This window comes from Corynebacterium sp. HMSC073D01, from assembly GCF_001815555.1.
In the GTDB taxonomy this organism is placed as follows: domain Bacteria; phylum Actinomycetota; class Actinomycetes; order Mycobacteriales; family Mycobacteriaceae; genus Corynebacterium; species Corynebacterium glucuronolyticum.
This window is the reverse complement of sequence record NZ_KV821047.1, coordinates 50193-67219: the sequence shown is the minus strand read 5'-3', so window position 1 is coordinate 67219 and position 17027 is coordinate 50193. Positions and strand designations below refer to the sequence as shown.

23 protein-coding genes are annotated in these 17027 nt (G+C 59.7%); 6 read left to right on the top strand and 17 right to left on the bottom strand.

The genetic code is table 11. The annotated features are described in order from the left end of the window. Positions 1 to 352 precede the first annotated feature (352 nt). The 11 genes from rpsQ to rpsJ are packed head-to-tail and all read right to left on the bottom strand — an operon-like array spanning position 353 to position 5553. Positions 353 to 625, bottom strand: coding sequence for a 30S ribosomal protein S17 (gene rpsQ / locus HMPREF3044_RS07030; protein WP_005390525.1), 273 nt, complete (start codon positions 623 to 625; stop codon positions 353 to 355). Between the two features lie 2 nt (positions 626 to 627). Next, positions 628 to 858: a 50S ribosomal protein L29 gene (rpmC, locus tag HMPREF3044_RS07025; protein ID WP_005390527.1), complete on the bottom strand. Its 231-nt coding sequence runs from the start codon at positions 856 to 858 to the stop codon at positions 628 to 630. Further along, positions 858 to 1274, bottom strand: coding sequence for a 50S ribosomal protein L16 (rplP, locus tag HMPREF3044_RS07020; protein ID WP_005390533.1), 417 nt, complete (start codon positions 1272 to 1274; stop codon positions 858 to 860). Before rplP ends, rpmC begins: the two co-directional genes overlap by 1 nt. A 6-nt stretch (positions 1275 to 1280) precedes the next feature. Further along, positions 1281 to 2033 carry a 30S ribosomal protein S3 gene (rpsC, locus tag HMPREF3044_RS07015; protein WP_005390534.1) on the bottom strand — a complete coding sequence of 251 codons (753 nt, stop codon included), beginning with the start codon at positions 2031 to 2033 and terminating at the stop codon, positions 1281 to 1283. Further along, the gene (gene rplV, locus HMPREF3044_RS07010) at positions 2033 to 2395 is read right to left on the bottom strand and encodes a 50S ribosomal protein L22 (protein ID WP_005390536.1); all 363 of its coding nucleotides are present in this window, start codon (positions 2393 to 2395) and stop codon (positions 2033 to 2035) included. The genes rpsC and rplV overlap by 1 nt, the downstream gene beginning before the upstream one ends. Positions 2396 to 2399: 4 nt before the next feature. Then, complete coding sequence (rpsS, locus tag HMPREF3044_RS07005; RefSeq protein WP_005390537.1) at positions 2400 to 2675, bottom strand: 30S ribosomal protein S19; 276 nt, start codon at positions 2673 to 2675, stop codon at positions 2400 to 2402. A 16-nt stretch (positions 2676 to 2691) separates the two neighbouring features. Beyond that, positions 2692 to 3534 carry a 50S ribosomal protein L2 gene (gene rplB / locus HMPREF3044_RS07000; RefSeq protein WP_005390539.1) on the bottom strand — a complete coding sequence of 281 codons (843 nt, stop codon included), beginning with the start codon at positions 3532 to 3534 and terminating at the stop codon, positions 2692 to 2694. Between the two features lie 42 nt (positions 3535 to 3576). Beyond that, entirely contained in the window at positions 3577 to 3879 is a 303-nt protein-coding gene (rplW, locus tag HMPREF3044_RS06995; protein WP_005390540.1) for a 50S ribosomal protein L23, read from the bottom strand. Then, complete coding sequence (gene rplD / locus HMPREF3044_RS06990) at positions 3880 to 4560, bottom strand: 50S ribosomal protein L4 (protein WP_005394818.1); 681 nt, start codon at positions 4558 to 4560, stop codon at positions 3880 to 3882. A gap of 2 nt (positions 4561 to 4562) precedes the next feature. After that, positions 4563 to 5213: a 50S ribosomal protein L3 gene (rplC, locus tag HMPREF3044_RS06985; protein WP_005390545.1), complete on the bottom strand. Its 651-nt coding sequence runs from the start codon at positions 5211 to 5213 to the stop codon at positions 4563 to 4565. A gap of 34 nt (positions 5214 to 5247) precedes the next feature. Next, entirely contained in the window at positions 5248 to 5553 is a 306-nt protein-coding gene (gene rpsJ, locus HMPREF3044_RS06980) for a 30S ribosomal protein S10 (RefSeq protein ID WP_016458981.1), read from the bottom strand. A 509-nt stretch (positions 5554 to 6062) separates the two neighbouring features. On the opposite strand from rpsJ, the gene HMPREF3044_RS06975 reads away from it, so the two are divergent. The 6 genes from HMPREF3044_RS06975 to amaP are packed head-to-tail and all read left to right on the top strand — an operon-like array spanning position 6063 to position 9246. Continuing rightward, positions 6063 to 6572, top strand: a complete 510-nt coding sequence (locus HMPREF3044_RS06975; protein WP_070740319.1) for an Asp23/Gls24 family envelope stress response protein — start codon at positions 6063 to 6065, stop codon at positions 6570 to 6572. Between the two features lie 12 nt (positions 6573 to 6584). Continuing rightward, positions 6585 to 6869 (top strand): hypothetical protein, encoded by a 285-nt coding sequence (locus HMPREF3044_RS12915; protein ID WP_070740315.1) that lies wholly within the window; start codon positions 6585 to 6587, stop codon positions 6867 to 6869. Positions 6870 to 6897: 28 nt separating this feature from the next. Next, positions 6898 to 7089: a hypothetical protein gene (locus HMPREF3044_RS06965; protein WP_005390553.1), complete on the top strand. Its 192-nt coding sequence runs from the start codon at positions 6898 to 6900 to the stop codon at positions 7087 to 7089. 3 nt (positions 7090 to 7092) lie between these two features. Next, positions 7093 to 8139, top strand: coding sequence for an Asp23/Gls24 family envelope stress response protein (locus HMPREF3044_RS06960; RefSeq protein ID WP_005390554.1), 1047 nt, complete (start codon positions 7093 to 7095; stop codon positions 8137 to 8139). Continuing rightward, positions 8111 to 8683, top strand: a complete 573-nt coding sequence (locus tag HMPREF3044_RS06955) for a DUF6286 domain-containing protein (RefSeq protein WP_005394813.1) — start codon at positions 8111 to 8113, stop codon at positions 8681 to 8683. The genes HMPREF3044_RS06960 and HMPREF3044_RS06955 overlap by 29 nt, the downstream gene beginning before the upstream one ends. After that, positions 8680 to 9246: an alkaline shock response membrane anchor protein AmaP gene (gene amaP, locus HMPREF3044_RS06950; RefSeq protein WP_005394811.1), complete on the top strand. Its 567-nt coding sequence runs from the start codon at positions 8680 to 8682 to the stop codon at positions 9244 to 9246. The genes HMPREF3044_RS06955 and amaP overlap by 4 nt, the downstream gene beginning before the upstream one ends. Positions 9247 to 9787: 541 nt before the next feature. Here the strand turns inward: amaP and HMPREF3044_RS06945 are convergent. The 6 genes from HMPREF3044_RS06945 to HMPREF3044_RS06920 all read right to left on the bottom strand — a co-directional run bounded on the left by HMPREF3044_RS06945 (position 9788) and on the right by HMPREF3044_RS06920 (position 16934). Next, positions 9788 to 10636 carry a YwiC-like family protein gene (locus tag HMPREF3044_RS06945; RefSeq protein WP_083318128.1) on the bottom strand — a complete coding sequence of 283 codons (849 nt, stop codon included), beginning with the start codon at positions 10634 to 10636 and terminating at the stop codon, positions 9788 to 9790. Positions 10637 to 10720: 84 nt separating this feature from the next. After that, positions 10721 to 11911: an elongation factor Tu gene (gene tuf / locus HMPREF3044_RS06940; RefSeq protein WP_070740310.1), complete on the bottom strand. Its 1191-nt coding sequence runs from the start codon at positions 11909 to 11911 to the stop codon at positions 10721 to 10723. A gap of 305 nt (positions 11912 to 12216) precedes the next feature. Continuing rightward, positions 12217 to 14340, bottom strand: coding sequence for an elongation factor G (gene fusA, locus HMPREF3044_RS06935; protein WP_070740307.1), 2124 nt, complete (start codon positions 14338 to 14340; stop codon positions 12217 to 12219). Between the two features lie 157 nt (positions 14341 to 14497). After that, positions 14498 to 14965, bottom strand: coding sequence for a 30S ribosomal protein S7 (gene rpsG, locus HMPREF3044_RS06930; RefSeq protein ID WP_005390567.1), 468 nt, complete (start codon positions 14963 to 14965; stop codon positions 14498 to 14500). Between the two features lie 6 nt (positions 14966 to 14971). Then, a complete protein-coding gene (gene rpsL, locus HMPREF3044_RS06925) occupies positions 14972 to 15343 on the bottom strand; it encodes a 30S ribosomal protein S12 (protein ID WP_005390569.1) in 372 nt (123 codons plus the stop codon). A 271-nt stretch (positions 15344 to 15614) separates the two neighbouring features. Continuing rightward, entirely contained in the window at positions 15615 to 16934 is a 1320-nt protein-coding gene (locus HMPREF3044_RS06920; RefSeq protein WP_232621896.1) for a PAS domain-containing protein, read from the bottom strand. Positions 16935 to 17027: the final 93 nt, after the last annotated feature.

The window sequence follows — 17027 nt, the reverse complement described above, 5'->3', positions numbered from 1 at the left end:
AAACGCGGCCCAGCACCAGGCAAACGTCGAAAAGCAACGAGCACACGGGCCGCATTCGGGACGGCACGCTACGCAACACGGCCCGACCCGGGGCGAAGCACGCAGAGAATGGGGACGGATGGGCCACAAACGGCAGAAGTCGGCTCAAACGCGGCCCAGCACCAGGCAAACGTCGAAAAGCAGCGAGCAGACGGGCCGCATTCGGGACCGCGCACTACGCAACACGGCCCGACCCAGGGCGAAGCACACAAAGCACGGGGAGAGATGGGCCGCATTCGGGACGGATGGGAAAGCAGGCACGAAAAAACCCGGCCCCACGAGGGGGCCGGGCGGATCGTCGGAGGACTAAGTCTTACTTAGCCTTCTCGATGATCTCAACAAGACGGAAGTGCTTGTCCTTGGAAAGCGGACGAGTCTCCTCGATGCGGACGCGGTCGCCGATGCCGGCGATTTCGTCCTCATCGTGTGCCTTAACCTTGCTGTTAAAGCGCATGGTCTTGCCGTAGAGGGCGTGCTGCTTGCGGTCCTCGAGCTCGACAACGATGGTCTTCTGCATCTTGTCAGAGACAACGTAGCCTTCGCGGACGCGGCGAGCACCCTTCTTCTTCTCAGAATTTTCAGTCATGATTATGCCTCAGCTTCCGGAACGTTGGACAGGCCCAGCTCGCGCTCACGGATAACCGTGTAGATGCGGGCAATGTCCTTCTTCACAACACCCAGGCGGCGGTTGTTGGTCAGCTGACCGGTGGCGTGCTGGAAACGAAGGTTGAAGAGCTCTTCCTTCGACTCCTTGAGACGCTCAACCAGCTGGGAGTTGTCTAGTGTACGAAGCTCGGAGGCGGGGATACCAGCTGCCATTAGAACTGATCCTCCTTGCTGATGATACGGAACTTACACGGAAGCTTCTGGCCGGCGCGGCGCAGAGCCTCAATTGCAACGGCGTCGTCCGGGTAGCTCATCTCAAAGAGAATGCGGCCGGGCTTGACGTTAGCAATCCACTTCTCCACGGGGCCCTTACCGGAACCCATACGAACGCCGAGCGGCTTCTGGGTCAGGGGGCGATCCGGGAAGATGTTGATCCATACCTTGCCGCCACGCTTGACGTGGCGGTTGATGGCAATACGTGCAGCTTCGATCTGACGGTTGGTGATGTAAGCCGGCTCCAGAGCCTGGATGGCATAATCACCAAAGGTAATGCGAGTGCCACCCTTTGCAACGCCACGGCGACCGGGGCGGTGCTGACGGCGGTACTTAACGCGCTTTGGAATAAGCATTGGTGTTTAAGCCTCCTGCTTCTTCTGCTCTGCACGCTGGCGACGCTGGCCACCGCGACGCGGACGGCCACCGCGGTTACCGCGGCCGCGACGATTCTCAGGTGCATTCAATTCGCTCTCGCGACGGCCACCGACGACATCGCCCTTGTAGATCCACACCTTGACGCCAATACGGCCGAACGTGGTGTGAGCCTCAAAGGTTCCGTAGTCGATCTCGGCACGCAGGGTGTGCAGCGGAACGCGACCCTCGTGGTAGCGCTCGACGCGGGACATCTCGGCACCGCCGAGACGACCAGCACACACAACCTTGATGCCCTTGACCTGCGGCTGACGCATAGCAGACTGGATAGCCTTGCGCATAGCACGACGGAAAGCGACACGGTTGGAAAGCTGCTCGGCGATGGACTGAGCCACCAGCTGAGCGTTGGCATCGATGTTCTTGACCTCGATGATGTTCAGGGCGACCTGCTTGCCGGTGAGCTTCTCGAGCTCGCCGCGGATGCGGTCAGCCTCAGAACCGCGACGTCCAATCACAATGCCCGGGCGGGCGGTGTGGATGTCGACGCGAACACGGTCGCGGGTGCGCTCGATGACGACGTCGGCGATGCCGGCGCGATCGAGGCCCTTGTCCAGGAATTCGCGAATCTTGATGTCCTCAGCAACGTACTCCGAGTACGTCTTCTTATCTGCGTACCAGTGGGTCTTCCAATCTGAGGTGATGCCCAGACGGAGGCCATGAGGATGGATTTTCTGGCCCATTACTTGGCCCCTTCCTTCTTCTCCTCGACAACCACGGTGATGTGGCTCGTGCGCTTGCGGATGTGGAATGCACGACCCTGTGCGCGCGGACGGAACCGGCGCATGGTCGGACCCTCGTTGGCGTATGCCTCGGAGATGACCAGCGAGCTACGATCCAGGCCGAAGTTGTTCTCAGCGTTAGCTGCTGCAGAGGCAACAACCTTGGCGAGCGGCTCAGCAGCACCCTGCGGAGCGTACTTCAGAATGGACAGCGCCTCCGAGACGGACTTGCCGCGAACCAGGTTGATAACGCGGCGAGCCTTCATCGGGGAGACGCGGACGAAGCGCGCGGTAGCACGAGCGGACGTAATCTGATCAGTCATTTACTTACCGCCCTTTCTTATCGTCTTTAACGTGACCCTTGAATGTCTTGGTCGGTGCGAATTCGCCGAGCTTGTGTCCAACCATGGACTCGTCGACGAACACCGGCACGTGCTTGCGACCGTCGTGGACGGCGAAAGTGTGACCAATGAAATCCGGAAGGATCGTGGAGCGACGGGACCAGGTCTTGATGACCTGCTTGGTCCCCTTCTCATTTTGAGCATCTACCTTGTTGAGGAGGTGCTCGTCTACAAACGGGCCTTTCTTTAGGCTGCGTGGCATTCTAAGTTACCTCCTCTTAGCGCTTCTTGCTCTTGTTGCTGCGGCGACGACGCATAATCATGCGATCGCTCGGGCGGTTCGGCTTGCGGGTACGAACTTCCTTCTGGCCCCATGGGGACACAGGGTGGCGACCACCGGAAGTCTTACCTTCACCACCACCGTGCGGGTGGTCAACCGGGTTCATCACAACACCACGGACAGTCGGGCGAACGCCCTTCCAGCGCATACGGCCGGCCTTGCCCCAGCGGATGTTGATCTGGTCCGCATTGCCAACCTCGCCAACGGTGGCGCGGCAGCGGATGTCTACGCGACGGATTTCGGAAGACGGCATACGCAGAATGGCGTACTTGCCTTCCTTACCGAGCAGCTGAATGGAGGTACCAGCAGAGCGGGCCATCTTGGCACCGCCACCGGGCTTGAGCTCCACGCAGTGGATCGTCGTACCAGCGGGGATGTTACGAAGCGGAAGGTTGTTACCCACCTTGATGTCAGCAGTTGCGCCGGACTCAACGATGGTGCCCTGCTTCAGGCCACGCGGTGCGATGATGTAGCGCTTCTCGCCGTCGACGTAGTGCAGCAGCGCAATGTTAGCGGTGCGGTTCGGGTCGTACTCAATGTGAGCGACCTTTGCCGGCACGCCGTCCTTGTCGTTGCGGCGGAAGTCGATGACGCGGTAGCGCCTCTTGTGTCCGCCACCCTTGTGGCGGGTGGTGATGTGGCCGTGAGAGTTACGGCCGCCCTTCTTGGGCAGGGGACGCAGCAGAGACTTCTCTGGAGTCGAGCGAGTGATCTCCTCGAACTCAGACACAGAAGACTGGCGGCGGCCCGGGGTTGTCGGCTTATATTTACGAATAGCCATAGTTAATACGTCCTTATCTTTTCCGGTCTAAACCGCAGGGGCCTAGACGGAACCGCCGAAGATGTCGATGGAATCGCCCTCGCGGAGGGTGACAATGGCGCGCTTGGTAGCCTTCCGACGCCCGAAACCGCCGGTGCGAGTGCGCTTGCGCTTGCCCTCACGGTTCTGGGTGTTAACGGAGGTAACCTTCACGTCAAAGATCTCCTCGATGGCGTGCCGGATTTGCGGCTTGGTGGAGTCCTTAGCCACGAAGAAGGTGTACTGACCCTGCTCCGTGAGACCGTAGGACTTCTCGGAAACCACAGGCGCGATGATGATGTCGCGGGGATCTGCAATGGTAGCCATTTACTTCTCCTCTTCCTTGGTCGTGGCAGCCTTCTTCACCAGAGAGCTCTTGGACTTAAGTTCAATGAACTTGTGCAGAGACTCGACGGAGAAGATCACGTCGTCAGCCTTGAGGACATCGAACGTGGTGATCTGCTCGGGGCCGCAGAAGCGAACGCCGGGGAGGTTGCGGACGGACAGACGGGAGGTCTGATCCTCGCGACCAACGACGACGAGCACGTTCTTGCGGTCGGTGATGGACTCCAGGAAGGTACGTGCAGCCTTGGTGGACGGGTTCTGACCGGCAACGACCTCAGTGATCGCGTGGATGCGACCGGTACGTGCGCGGTTAGAAAGTGCACCGAGGAGGGCAGCAGCCTTCATCTTCTTAGGAGTGCGCTGCGAGTAGTCGCGCGGCTTCGGGCCGTGCGCGATACCGCCGCCGGTGAAGTGAGGAGCGCGGATCGAGCCCTGGCGAGCGCGACCGGTTCCCTTCTGACGGAACGGCTTCTTGCCACCGCCGGAAACTTCACCACGAGTCTTCGTGGAGTGCGTGCCCTGACGTGCGCCAGCAAGCTGTGCGTTCACAACCTGGTGGAGCAGCGCAACAGACACCTTACGGTCAAACAGCTCGGCGGGAAGCTCGACGGTTCCGTCGGTCTTGCCGTCTGCGGTATGGACATCGAGTACTAGGTTGCTCATGCTTATGCACCGCCCTTCACTGCGGTCTTAACAGTCACGAGGCCACCACGGTTACCCGGGATCGCACCCTTGATCAGGATGAGGTTGGCCTCGGCGTCGATCCTCTGAACCTTCAGGTTCTGAGTGGTGACGCGATCTTGACCCATGCGACCAGCCATGCGGGTGCCCTTGAATACGCGACCGGGGGTTGCGCAAGCACCGATACCGCCGACGCGGCGGTGAGCAGCCTGGTTACCGTGGGCAGCGCCCTGGCCTGCAAAGCCGTGGCGCTTCATTGCGCCGGCGTAACCCTTGCCCTTGGTCGTGCCGGTGACGTCGACGAGGTTAACGCCCTCGAAGATGTCGACGGTCACATCCTGGCCGAGCTCGTAACCGGACACATCGTCCATACGAATCTCTGCCACGTGGCGACGCGGGGTAGCGCCAGCTTTCTTTGCGTGACCCACCTGCGGCTTCTTAGCCTTGCGGGGGTCGATTTCGCCATATGCGATTTGGATAGCGTTGTAGCCATCGGTTTCAACGGTGCGAATCTGGGTGACCACGCACGGCCCAGCCTCGACGACGGTGACCGGAACAACCCGGTTGTCCTCGTCAAAGACCTGGGTCATGCCGAGCTTGGTGCCCAGAATGCCCTTGATCTCTTTTTCACTCATTGTTCATTCTCCGTAAGGAATTACTCGCTCGCAGTTACTGAATGTTGACATCGACGCTGGCCGGAAGATCGATGCGCATAAGCGCGTCAACGGTCTTCGGGGTCGGGTCGAGGATCTCGATCATGCGCTTGTGCGTACGCATTTCGAAGTGCTCGCGCGAGTCCTTGTACTTGTGGGGAGAACGAATAACACAGTAGACGTTCTTTTCTGTGGGCAACGGCACGGGGCCAACGATACGGGCACCGGTACGGGTGACCGTCTCCACGATCTTCTTCGCTGACGCGTCGATCGCTTCGTGGTCGTAGGCCTTGAGCCTAATGCGGATCTTTTGTCCCGCCACGCTTATCCTCTTCCTCGCTCGTCCCACATCAGTATTACCTGGTTGGTGGGAGCTGATGGTTAGTTTCTCTATAACGTTGTCCAGTCCGTGGTACTCACGCCGGTTGCAACAGAGGATAGACATGCGGTGGCGACTCTTCACATAGGAAGGCGCCTCTATAATCGCCTACGAACCACTGTTGAATTGCACGTGAGCCAGTTTCTGGCTTCCAGACCTTGCCGGAAAATCACTGTTCCCAATGTCCGCGCCCGAAGGCGCTCAATTGGCAACCTGGACATTAAAACATATGCCCTTAAAAATTGCAAACCTTTCTTTTTTTGCTTGCCGACGCTCCCCTGGTTTCGGCTCCCCTCTCCCCTCACCCGCCCACCATCCTCCACGGCAGGAAAAATATCGTTACCCACTTGTTACACATTTTTCATTAAGATTGAATGTTGTTGCTGATTTATTCACAGACCAGCAGCTACCGTAACCAAACCAACTTGAATCGATGCAAGGAGAATACTTCCATGGCACAGAACAACACCTCGAAGGCTGTTTCCCAGGACAACAAGAGCACGGACGCAACCAAGCCCGTCACTCAGAACGCCGATTTCGAGGCAGAGAACGCCAAGGCAACCTCCCACGGCTACACCGCCATTGAGGATTCCGTTATTTCTAAGATCGCCGGCATGGCAGCCCGCGAAGTCTCCGGCGTGTACGCACTCGGTGGCCAGGCAGCCCGCATGGTTGGCGCACTGCGCGACACCGTTGGTGCTTCCACCAACGTCCAGCAGGGTGTCTCCGTCAACACCGACGAGAACACCGCCGACGTTGAGGTCGCCATCGTCGCCGAGTACGGCGTTGCAATCCACGAGCTGGCTGAGGCCATCCGCCAGAACATCATCAACGCTGTTGAGCGCATGACCGGCCTGACTGTCAACTCCGTCAACGTCACCGTCCACGACGTCCACCTCGAGCTCGAGGAGGATGAGCCGGAAGAGACCACCGCCATCGAGGGCCGCAAGAGCTACCGCTAAGGAGCACGACACGTGACCCAGTCTGTTCCGCTAGACGTCGCCGAAGCCATCGTGTCGGAGGTTACCTCTATACACGGTGTTGGCGACATGCACAGTGGGCAGTTCGGCGAAGTTGCGTTGCTCTACCCCGGCACGCGTGTGCAGGGACTCCGCGTAAATGATTCTCGCCTCGAGGTGCACCTCGTGTGCGACTACGCCGCTGGCGAGGATCTTCACCGAGTAGCAGAGAAGGTTCGCAGTGTCGCATCCCGGCACGTTGATCTCCCCATAGACGTAATCTTTGGCGACGCCCAGTAATTCCAACTTTGTGAAGAATGATGCATTTATGATTAACAAAACATTCATTGGACTCCTCGTCGGCTTACTGCTCGCCATCGCTGCCACCACCGGCGGGATCGGAGGATTCTTCCTCGCCGCAGTTTTCGCCATTATTGGTGGCCTTGTCGGAGCCCAACTTGACGGTAATTTCGATATCCGGACCTTTGTGGATTCACTCGGCAACCGTGGCAGGGGGTAACCTGTGACAACCCCCGAGAAAACCGCTTCACAAGCGTCGACAAGCCTCCCAGAGGTAGCGGACGTAACGGCGGGCTTCGAGGACAAGCGCGGGTTCAACCACTTTACTGAGCGCGCGCTGTCCACCATCGTCCAGCAGGCGATTCTCTCCGTGCCGGGCGTTGTCCAGCGCTCCTCCGGCCTGGAGAAGATCACCGGGCGCTCCTACCCACGGTTCAACATCGATGCAGACGACACCAACGGTAGCGTCTCCATCGACTCCACTATCGCTGTGACCTGGCCTTCGCCCGTCACGGCCGTGGCGGAAACCGTGCGCGACACGGTACGCACCTGGATCAGTCGATTCACGGGCATTGAAAACGTGTCCGTGAACGTAGCTGTCGGGCCCGTCGTGAACGTGCCGACGCGCGTCTCGATGAACCACCTCCTCGACTTTGGCCTGGAGCCAGCGACGATTCCCGTTCGCTACACGGAGACCATCCCCGTCTCCCCTACGGTCAAGCCACAACGGGAGCTGCGCCCCATCGACCGAGGCACCATTCCTGAGCTGCGCCCCATAGACCGCGGACGGCAGCCGGAGCTGCGCGCCATCGACGCGGGCACGATCCCCGAGGCCTGGTCCCCGGAGACTCCCGAACCGCGCTTCGTCCGTCCGACATCTCTACCGAACGCCAAACCGGTCATGTCGGTGCACACGCCGCAGCCGGTCACACCCGCATCCCCGCGTGTTACCCGCAAGGCGAGCGTCATCTCCCCGAAGACGCCCCGCCCTGTGCAGGCAATTTCGCCCCGGGTGAAGGAATCCCGGCCGCTCATCCACCCATCCACGGTGGAAACACGCGTCCGCAGCGTCGCCGCGCTACCGCCCATCCAGCCCGTGCCCGTGCGCACGCCGGCTCCGATCCGCGTCGTTTCCCCCCGGATTGTCTCCCGTGGGATTCCGGCGCACCGCCCGGCAGCACGACAGCATGAGCTAAAGCCCATTTCCATTAACAAGAATCGCGTAAAGGAGGTGCTACGAAATGAGCGAGGTCGACACAATTTCCACTAGCTCCTACCTCGGATCCGAACCAGTTCGCGACCCGGGTGCCAAGTGGGTATCCGTCATCCTCGGTATCCTCCTTGTAGCGTTTGCCATCATCATCGGCCGTGAGTTCTGGGTTCTCTACGGAGACACCACCGCCACCAGTTGGCTGGAACCGGTCTACTCGTGGATCGGCACCCTGACCTACCAATCCTGGATGTTCCCCGTGGGCATCCTGCTGTGCGTCATTGCCCTCGTGCTTCTCTGCGTCACCTTCTGGCCACGCAAGAGCACCCACCGACAGATCGAATCCGCCACCTCCCTGTGGATGCGCCCCATCGACATCGCCCGCCTGTGCACCGCTCAGGCGGAGAAGGTTCCCGGCGTTCTCCACGCACATTCGACGGTGACCCCCAAACACATCACGGTCAGTGTCAATGGCGACACGACCACCGCAGAAGACCTCACCCGTCGCGTGACGGAGCACCTCACTCCGCACCTCGCGCACGTCGCAGGCGCACCCACGCTCACGGTGCATGTCAAGGAACCGGAAGGAGTAACTGAGCAATGAACAAAGCCCTAGCTGCATTCAACCGCATCGTCTCCTTCCTCGGCTTCCTTCTTTTTGCCTTGGTTGGCGCCCTGCTTATCGCCCTGCACTTCAATAACCCGTACGCCCAGTACGCCACCGAATTTGCAGACCAAGACGCATGGCGCACGCTATCCGACGCCCCCGCCTACCCGTGGATCCTCGGTCTCATCGGCATCGTTGCCCTCATCCTCGGCCTCTGGCTGATCCTGAGCAACTTCACCCGCAAGACCATCAACCGCGTCCCCTCCTCCGCGTCTAACCAGGATGGCAACATCAGCCTCGCCCTCGGGCGCATCGCTGATGCTATCGCCGAGACGTTTGAGGACATTCCCTTCGTGGAAAACGCCGGTGCCTCAGTGAAGGAATTCCGCGACCGCCCGGTCATGGACTTCACCATCACTGCCGACCCGCGCGTGAACTCGGTTCAGATCCGCGACCGTATTGAGCAGGCTAACCTCGACCTCCGCGAAGCGATTCGCGACGTCGATGTCGACTCCCGCTTCCGCCTCCACATGGAGCCCGTGCAGCGCAAGGCCGACTAGCCTCCCTCACGGCAAAGAGCGCAGCCACTTCGGTTGCGCTCTTTTTGTGTGTTCGATGGCCGGTCTGGATGGTGTTGCGGGATTGGTGGCATTCCGAACCTTGCTGGCCCCAACGCGGCCCAAACGGAACCAGCTACTCGGCCGTCCGCGCTACCCGGGCCGCACTCGGTACCTTGGGGTCCCAACGCGGCCCGGCAGGTGGACTGCTCTCGGCAGCAACGCGGGGCTGGGCCGCATTCCGAACCTTGCTGACCCCAACGCGGCCCAAACGGAACCAGCTACTAAGCCGTCCGCGCCACCCGGGCCGCACTCGGTACCTTGGGGTCCCAACGCGGCCCGGCAGGTGGACTGCTCTCGGCAGCAACGCGGGGCTGGGCCGCATTCCGAACCTTGCTGGCCCCAACGCGGCCCAAACGGAACCAGCTACTCGGCCGCCTCGCTACCCGGGCCGCACTCGGTACACGTGGCAACAGAACACGGCCCGACAGGATTCGGCCACGCGCCAAAGGAAGCGCTCGGGCCGCCTTTCGTGCTTAGCGGGTTAGAGAAGGATGTCGATGAGTCCCCAGAGTGCAAGGACGTAGGCTGCCACGGTAATGGGAACCTCCATCATGCCGACCTTCTTTGCGGTGAAGGCCACACCGCGATCCTGCAGCATGGGGACGCGAACGGCTCGGTACAGTGCTGCAGCCATGACCAGGGGGCACAAAATGACATAGATCTTGGGGCACATAATCGCTGCGGCGATGGCTGCAACAAGGCACAGGACGTGGTATGAAACCGAGGCAAGGCGGAACTTTCGATCGCCGCGTTTGCGGATGACGGACTTGACGTACATCGTCGTAGAGAAGTGATAGAGGCCGATGAAGATGGTGACGGCGAAAATGGGGCCGGTGGGGCGGGTGACCAGGTGCAAAACCGCAGGGATGATGAAAGCGGAGGCGAAGGTCGTCGAAAAGCCAGAGAGAAGTGAGCGGGGCCGTCCACGCCAGCTTTCGTAGGTGGCGACGGCTATGAGAATCCCGAAGGGAATGCCCCAAATGAGTAGGTGGGGGTACAAGACGACGGCGATGGTGCAGGCGACCGCACAAGTCGGACCGTAGACCTCAAGGGGCCGAGCGTAGAGGCGACGGCGGGAAGGGTTGCGAGCCTTCACCCACAGCCCGAACGCGAAGAACGTAAAGTAGCCCATCAGCCACGCGACGAGGATGGCCACGAGCGCAATGGCGACGAGCCCGGGCTCTGATGAGGAGCCGCAAACCAGGGCCACAACGAGCGCGATGGTAGCGACGATGGCGGGGCCAAGGAGCATGGACCAGGCGCCGTGCTGGTTGGGTAACCAGGCGGAGACGTGCGGCTTGCGGGACTGTGTAGAACTTTTTATGGTCACCTAACTCATACTAATAGATGAGGCTTTGAGCAAAAGAAAACCCCCGACACGAGTCGGGGGTTTCTCAAGAGCTAAGAGCTGGTGTTACTTGATGATCTTGGTAACACGGCCAGCGCCCACGGTGCGGGAGCCCTCGCGGATAGCGAAGCGCAGGCCCTCGTCCATAGCGACGGGCTGGATGAGCTCAACGGTCATGTCGACGTTGTCGCCAGGCATAACCATCTCGGTGCCCTCGGGGAGCTTCACAACGCCGGTCACGTCAGTGGTACGGAAGTAGAACTGCGGACGGTAGTTGTCGAAGAACGGCGTGTGGCGGCCGCCCTCGTCCTTGGACAGAACGTAGACAGAGCCCTCGAAGTTGGTGTGAGGGGTGTAAGCGCCGGGCTTGATAACAACCTGGCCACGCTCGACCTCTTCGCGCTTGGTACCACGGAGAAGCAGACCACAGTTGTCGCCAGCCTCGGTGTAGTCCATCTGCTTGCGGAACATCTCGATACCGGTAACGGTGGTGGAGATGGCCTTGTCCTTGATGCCGATGATCTCAACGTCCTCGTTGATGTTCAGCTTGCCACGCTCGACACGGCCCGTAACCACGGTGCCACGGCCGGTGATGGTGAAGATGTCCTCGATCGGCATGAGGAACGGGTGGTCGATGTCGCGAACCGGATCCGGGATGGAGTTGTCGCAGGCATCCATGAGCTCCATGATGGAGTCTTCCCACTGCTTGTCGCCCTCGAGAGCCTTGAGAGCGGAGATGCGGACGATCGGAGCCTCTTCGTCGTAGTCCTGCTCAGCCAGAAGCTCGCGGACCTCCATCTCGACGAGCTCGATGAGCTCCTCATCGTCAACCATGTCGCACTTGTTCAGAGCAACGAGGATGTAGGGGACGCCCACCTGGCGGGCGAGGAGCACGTGCTCGCGGGTCTGCGGCATCGGGCCGTCGGTAGCGGCAACCACGAGGATTGCGCCGTCCATCTGAGCGGCACCGGTGATCATGTTCTTGATGTAGTCGGCGTGACCCGGGGCGTCAACGTGTGCGTAGTGACGCTTCTCCGTCTGGTACTCCACGTGGGAGATGTTGATGGTAATGCCACGCTCCTTCTCCTCCGGAGCCTTATCGATGTTGTCGAACGGCGTCGACTCGTTAAGGTCGGGGAAGCGCTCTGCCAGCACCTTGGTGATGGCAGCCGTCGTGGTGGTCTTACCGTGGTCAACGTGACCAATGGTACCAATGTTAACGTGCGGCTTGGTACGCTCGAACTTCGCCTTTGCCACTTCTTTGTCCTCCTGGACTCGCGGTGGCCACGGATCTCGCAGCCACAAGTTGATTAATACTTACATTGTCTATGCCCGCCGCCGTCAATAGTTACTGGCAGGCAGAAGGCACAGAAAATTTTTGTGCCAGTTACATAATCCTAGGTAGTTCTATGGACATTTTCAAACTAGCACGTCACAGTCGGCCTTAGGGGTAACGGCCAGCTCACCTGCAAGCGGTGACTCTTGTAGGTCAGCTGACCATTACCCCGCGTCCAGTCCCGGGCAGGAGATCCCTACCCGGGCGGGACGGCCATGATGGAGTTTTAGTTGCCGGTACGCTCGGCGATGATCTCCTGAGCCACGTTCGAGGGAACCTCGCCGTAGGAATCGAAGATCATGGTGTAGTTGGCGCGACCCTGCGTCTTGGAGCGCAGGTCACCAACGTAGCCGAACATCTGGGACAGCGGCACCTTGGCCTTGACCACCTTCGCGCCGGAGCGATCCTCCATTGCGCTGACCTGGCCACGGCGGGCGTTCACGTCACCGATAACTTCGCCCATGTACTCCTCAGGCGTGATGATCTCAACTGCCATGAGGGGCTCAAGAAGAACAGGCTTTGCCTTGGCAACAGCTTCCTTCAGAGCCTGGGAACCAGCAATCTTGAAGGCCATCTCAGAGGAGTCAACCTCGTGGTACTGGCCGTCGAGAACGGTTGCCTTGATGTTCACCAGCGGGAAGCCGGCGAGGTAACCGTACTGCATGGCGTCCTGGATACCAGCGTCGACAGACGGGATGTATTCCTTCGGAATGCGGCCACCGGTAACGGCATTCTCGAACTTGTACGTTGCGGACTCGCCCTCTTCCAGGGTCTCCGGATCCGGGTTGTACGGCTCGATGGAGATGATGACCTTAGCGAACTGGCCGGAACCACCGGTCTGCTTCTTGTGGGTGTATTCCAACTTCTCCACGGGCTTGCGGATCGTCTCGCGGTAAGCAACCTGCGGGGCACCAACGTTAGCCTCAACCTTGAACTCGCGCTTCATGCGGTCAACAAGGATGTCCAGGTGGAGCTCGCCCATGCCGCCGATAACGGTCTGGCCGGTCTCCTCATCGAGCTTCACGGTGAAGGTCGGATCCTCCTCGGCCAGCTTCTGAATAGCAGTGCCGAGCTTCTCCTGGTCAGCCTTGGACTTCGGCTCAATGGCGACCTCGATAACCGGATCCGGGAAGTCCATGGACTCGAGGATGATCGGATCGTGCTCGTCACACAACGTGTCACCAGTGGTGGTGTGCTTGAGACCGATGAAGGCGTAGATGTTACCGGCGTGAGCAACGTCTACCGGCTGCTCCTTATTGGAGTGCATCTGGAAGATCTTGCCGACGCGCTCCTTGGAATCCTTGGTGGAGTTCAAGGTGGTGTTGCCGGGCTCGATGGTGCCGGAGTACACACGCACGTAGGTCAGCTTGCCGAAGAACGGGTGAACCGCGATCTTGAAGGCCAGAGCGGAGAACGGTGCGGACTCGTCCGGCTTACGGGTCAGCTCGGTGGACTCGTCGCCCATCTTATGACCGTGAACCTCGCCGATGTCCAGCGGGTTCGGCAGGTAATCAACAACAGCGTCGAGCAGCGGTTGGACACCCTTGTTGTGGTAGGCGGTACCGCAGTAAACCGGGTAGATCTCGGAAGCAACCGTCATCTTACGGATAGCGCCCTTGATCTCGTCCATGGTGAGCTCTTCGCCGGAGAAGTACTTGTCCATGAGAGCCTCGTCGGACTCAGCAACGGTCTCAATGAGCTTCTCGTGATACTCCTGAGCCTTGTCCTTGAGATCGTCTGGGATCTCCTCAATGGTCGGCTCTGCGCCCACGTCCACCTTGCCACGCCACGTAATGGCCTTCATCTCGAGCAGGTCGACGACGCCGTCGAAGGCATCCTCCGCACCGATCGGGAGCTGCATAACCAGCGGCTTAGCGCCGAGGCGGTCGATGATGGTCTGAACGGTGTAGTAAAAGTCCGCACCGAGCTTGTCCATCTTGTTCACGAAGCAGATACGCGGAACGTCGTACTTAGCAGCCTGACGCCACACCTGCTCGGACTGGGGCTCAACGCCTTCCTTGCCGTCGAACACGGCGACTGCGCCGTCGAGGACGCGGAGCGAACGCTCCACCTCCACGGTGAAGTCCACGTGGCCAGGGGTATCGATAATGTTAATCTGGTGGTTATTCCAGAAACAGGTCACGGCGGCGGAGGTAATCGTAATGCCGCGTTCCTTCTCCTGCTCCATCCAGTCCGTCGTGGAGGCACCGTCGTGGGTCTCGCCAACCTTGCGGTTGATGCCGGTGTAGAACAGGATACGTTCGGTCGTGGTCGTCTTACCAGCATCGATGTGGGCCATGATGCCGATATTGCGGACCTTGTGAAGATCTTTAAGCACTTCTTGTGCCACAGTAGTTCCCCAAATCGTATTATTGCGGCAGTTCCCCACCGACAGTGCCGGAGCCCGGCCACAGCGGAGAAAATACCGTTTTGGATAATGTACGTTTGTTTATCTTGCCATCACAGGAGCTGCCGCGCATGGCGGAAGCTGATGACCGAAAAAATTTCTACCAGCGGTAGTGAGCGAAGGCGCGGTTGGCCTCTGCCATCTTGTGGGTGTCCTCGCGGCGCTTCACCGAAGCACCGAGGCCGTTAGCGGCATCGAGAATCTCGTTAGCCAGACGCTCTTCCATCGTGTTCTCCCGACGCTGACGAGTGAAGCTCACGAGCCAGCGAAGAGCGAGCGTGTTGGCGCGGCCGGCGCGAACCTCAACCGGGACCTGGTAGGTAGCGCCACCGACGCGGCGGGAGCGAACCTCGAGCTCGGGGCGAATGTTGCCGAGAGCCTTCTCCAGGGTGCCGACCGGATCGGTACCGGTCTTCTCACGGCAAGCCTCGAGGGCGCCGTACACGATACGCTCGGCGGTAGCCTTCTTGCCATCGACGAGAACCTTGTTCACCAGCTGAGTAACGAGAGCGGAGTTGTAAACCGGGTCCTTTACCAGCTGGCGCTGGGGTGCCTTACCTTTACGCATTGTTTCTTACTTCTCCTTCTTCGCGCCGTAGCGGGAACGTGCCTGCTTGCGATCCTTCACACCCTGGGTGTCGAGGGAGCCGCGGATGATCCTGTAACGAACACCCGGGAGGTCCTTCACACGACCGCCACGAACGAGCACCATGGAGTGCTCCTGGAGGTTGTGGCCCTCGCCGGGGATGTAGGCGGAAACCTCGATGCCGGAGGTCAGGCGAACACGCGCAACCTTACGGAGAGCGGAGTTCGGCTTCTTCGGGGTGGTGGTGTACACACGGGTGCACACGCCGCGACGCTGAGGGGATCCCTTCAGAGCAGCGGTCTTTACTTTCGACTTCTTGCTGTGGCGGCCCTTACGGACCAGCTGCTGAATTGTTGGCATTAACCGTCTTTCCTCAAAAATTGTCTTTTTTAGCCTGACGCTCGACGACCCGACTTTTCGTGAGCCCTCTTGCGAGAGGCCGCGGGCGACGGCCCCTGCAGACCGTCCGACATGAAACTTCAAGCTTTGTGCGAAAACCCAAGGTATTTTAACCGTGCGAAACCCAGTCAGCCGCTCTCGCTGGCCTACTGGGTGATTCTCGCTCCCGAAACTTAAACGGGACTGGAATAGCACACTACATTGTTAGAGGCGAAATTCCAAACCCCACGGGCTAGACCTGCAGCTTTCGCACTTCAGCGTCTACAACGTCGAGTTCGTGGAGCATCGCACGGGGACTTTTTTGCTCAATAGTGCTCAAGCGCTCCAGGAGTTCGTTGAGCTCTGTCACCATCGCGCCCGTGGACTCGATTTCGGCAGCCACGGCACTGATGAGATCCGGCATATCGATGGATGGCCCGAACTCCTTCACGTTCTTCCACCAGTCCATAATCATCTGCTGGGGAATCTCCACGAGGCTCAATACGCCGCGGAGACGACGTTCACACCGGCCAAGGTTCTGCCCATAGCTCGCCACATCCTTGCCCATTGCTTCCACTTCCGTGGTCAGGGCGCTGGTGAGTGTTCGCATCGACGCGATTCCTGCGAAGCCGTCTGCGGTTTCCCGCACAAAGCTGGCGAGGGAATGCGTCTGGACGCGGGCGAGAGCGATTGTGTAGCGGGCACTATCGATGCATGAGCGCAGTTCAGCGAGCTTATTAGCCAAATCGTCGACGTAGTCCGCAACGATGCTTCCCATAGAAACGGCCACGTTGAGCGGGATCGATTCCATCGGCGTGAGCTTGGAGCTCCACGCCTCTGCCTGTTCCTTGAGTTGCGCAGTATGCTCGAGCGATTGCTTCGTCCTGCCGGCTACTACTGTGAGCCTTTCGGCCAGCTCGGCCATGGCATCCTGGCGGCTGCTCCACGCCTCTTCCTCGGTCCGCAGCCGACTCACGGCTTGGGACAGAGGGGCAAGGGATCCGTCGGAAACATCCCACAGCGTCATCTCACCGCAGGCTGCCTCCCACGCGGCGATCTCGTGCGGCAGAAGGAATCGCTGCAACTCGTCGTAGGTGCCAAAGCCGTAGTCCCCAACTTTGTCGTTGATGAATGTGGCGCCCCTTTCGGCTGCGTCACGGCGGTTCTTCCCCTGCCCTAGGAGGACATCTTCTTCCGCCCTGGTTTCGCCGTAGAGCCACCAAATCTTCGATGCGAAGTCGGGGTCGCTCACCCGCGTGCGCACGGACAGGTAGCCACCCTCCGCCAATGGGGTCACAGTGGACAGCACCTCATATGGGAGGCCGTCTTTTGCTTGGTTGCGCACGTAGGCAACGAACGGTTTGCCCGCCTGGAGGGTGTCCCACATGAGACGGAAGGCTCCGCCAGGCATCTCGGGGTTTCGAATGATGTTGTGCGGTGAGCCAGTGAGCTCCTCGCGGGAGTAACGGGAGATGTCTACAAAGACAGAGTTAGCATCGGTAATTACGCCTTTGTCGTCAGTGACAGAGAAAAAGATCTGCTGCGGTCCAACGTCATGCTTCTGGTCAGTCATGATGAATTTTTTCCACAATCGCTTCGCTAGGAGTGGCCACCAACAGGTGACCGGTGAACTTTTTTACTTTATCACTGGTTCATGAGAATTTCT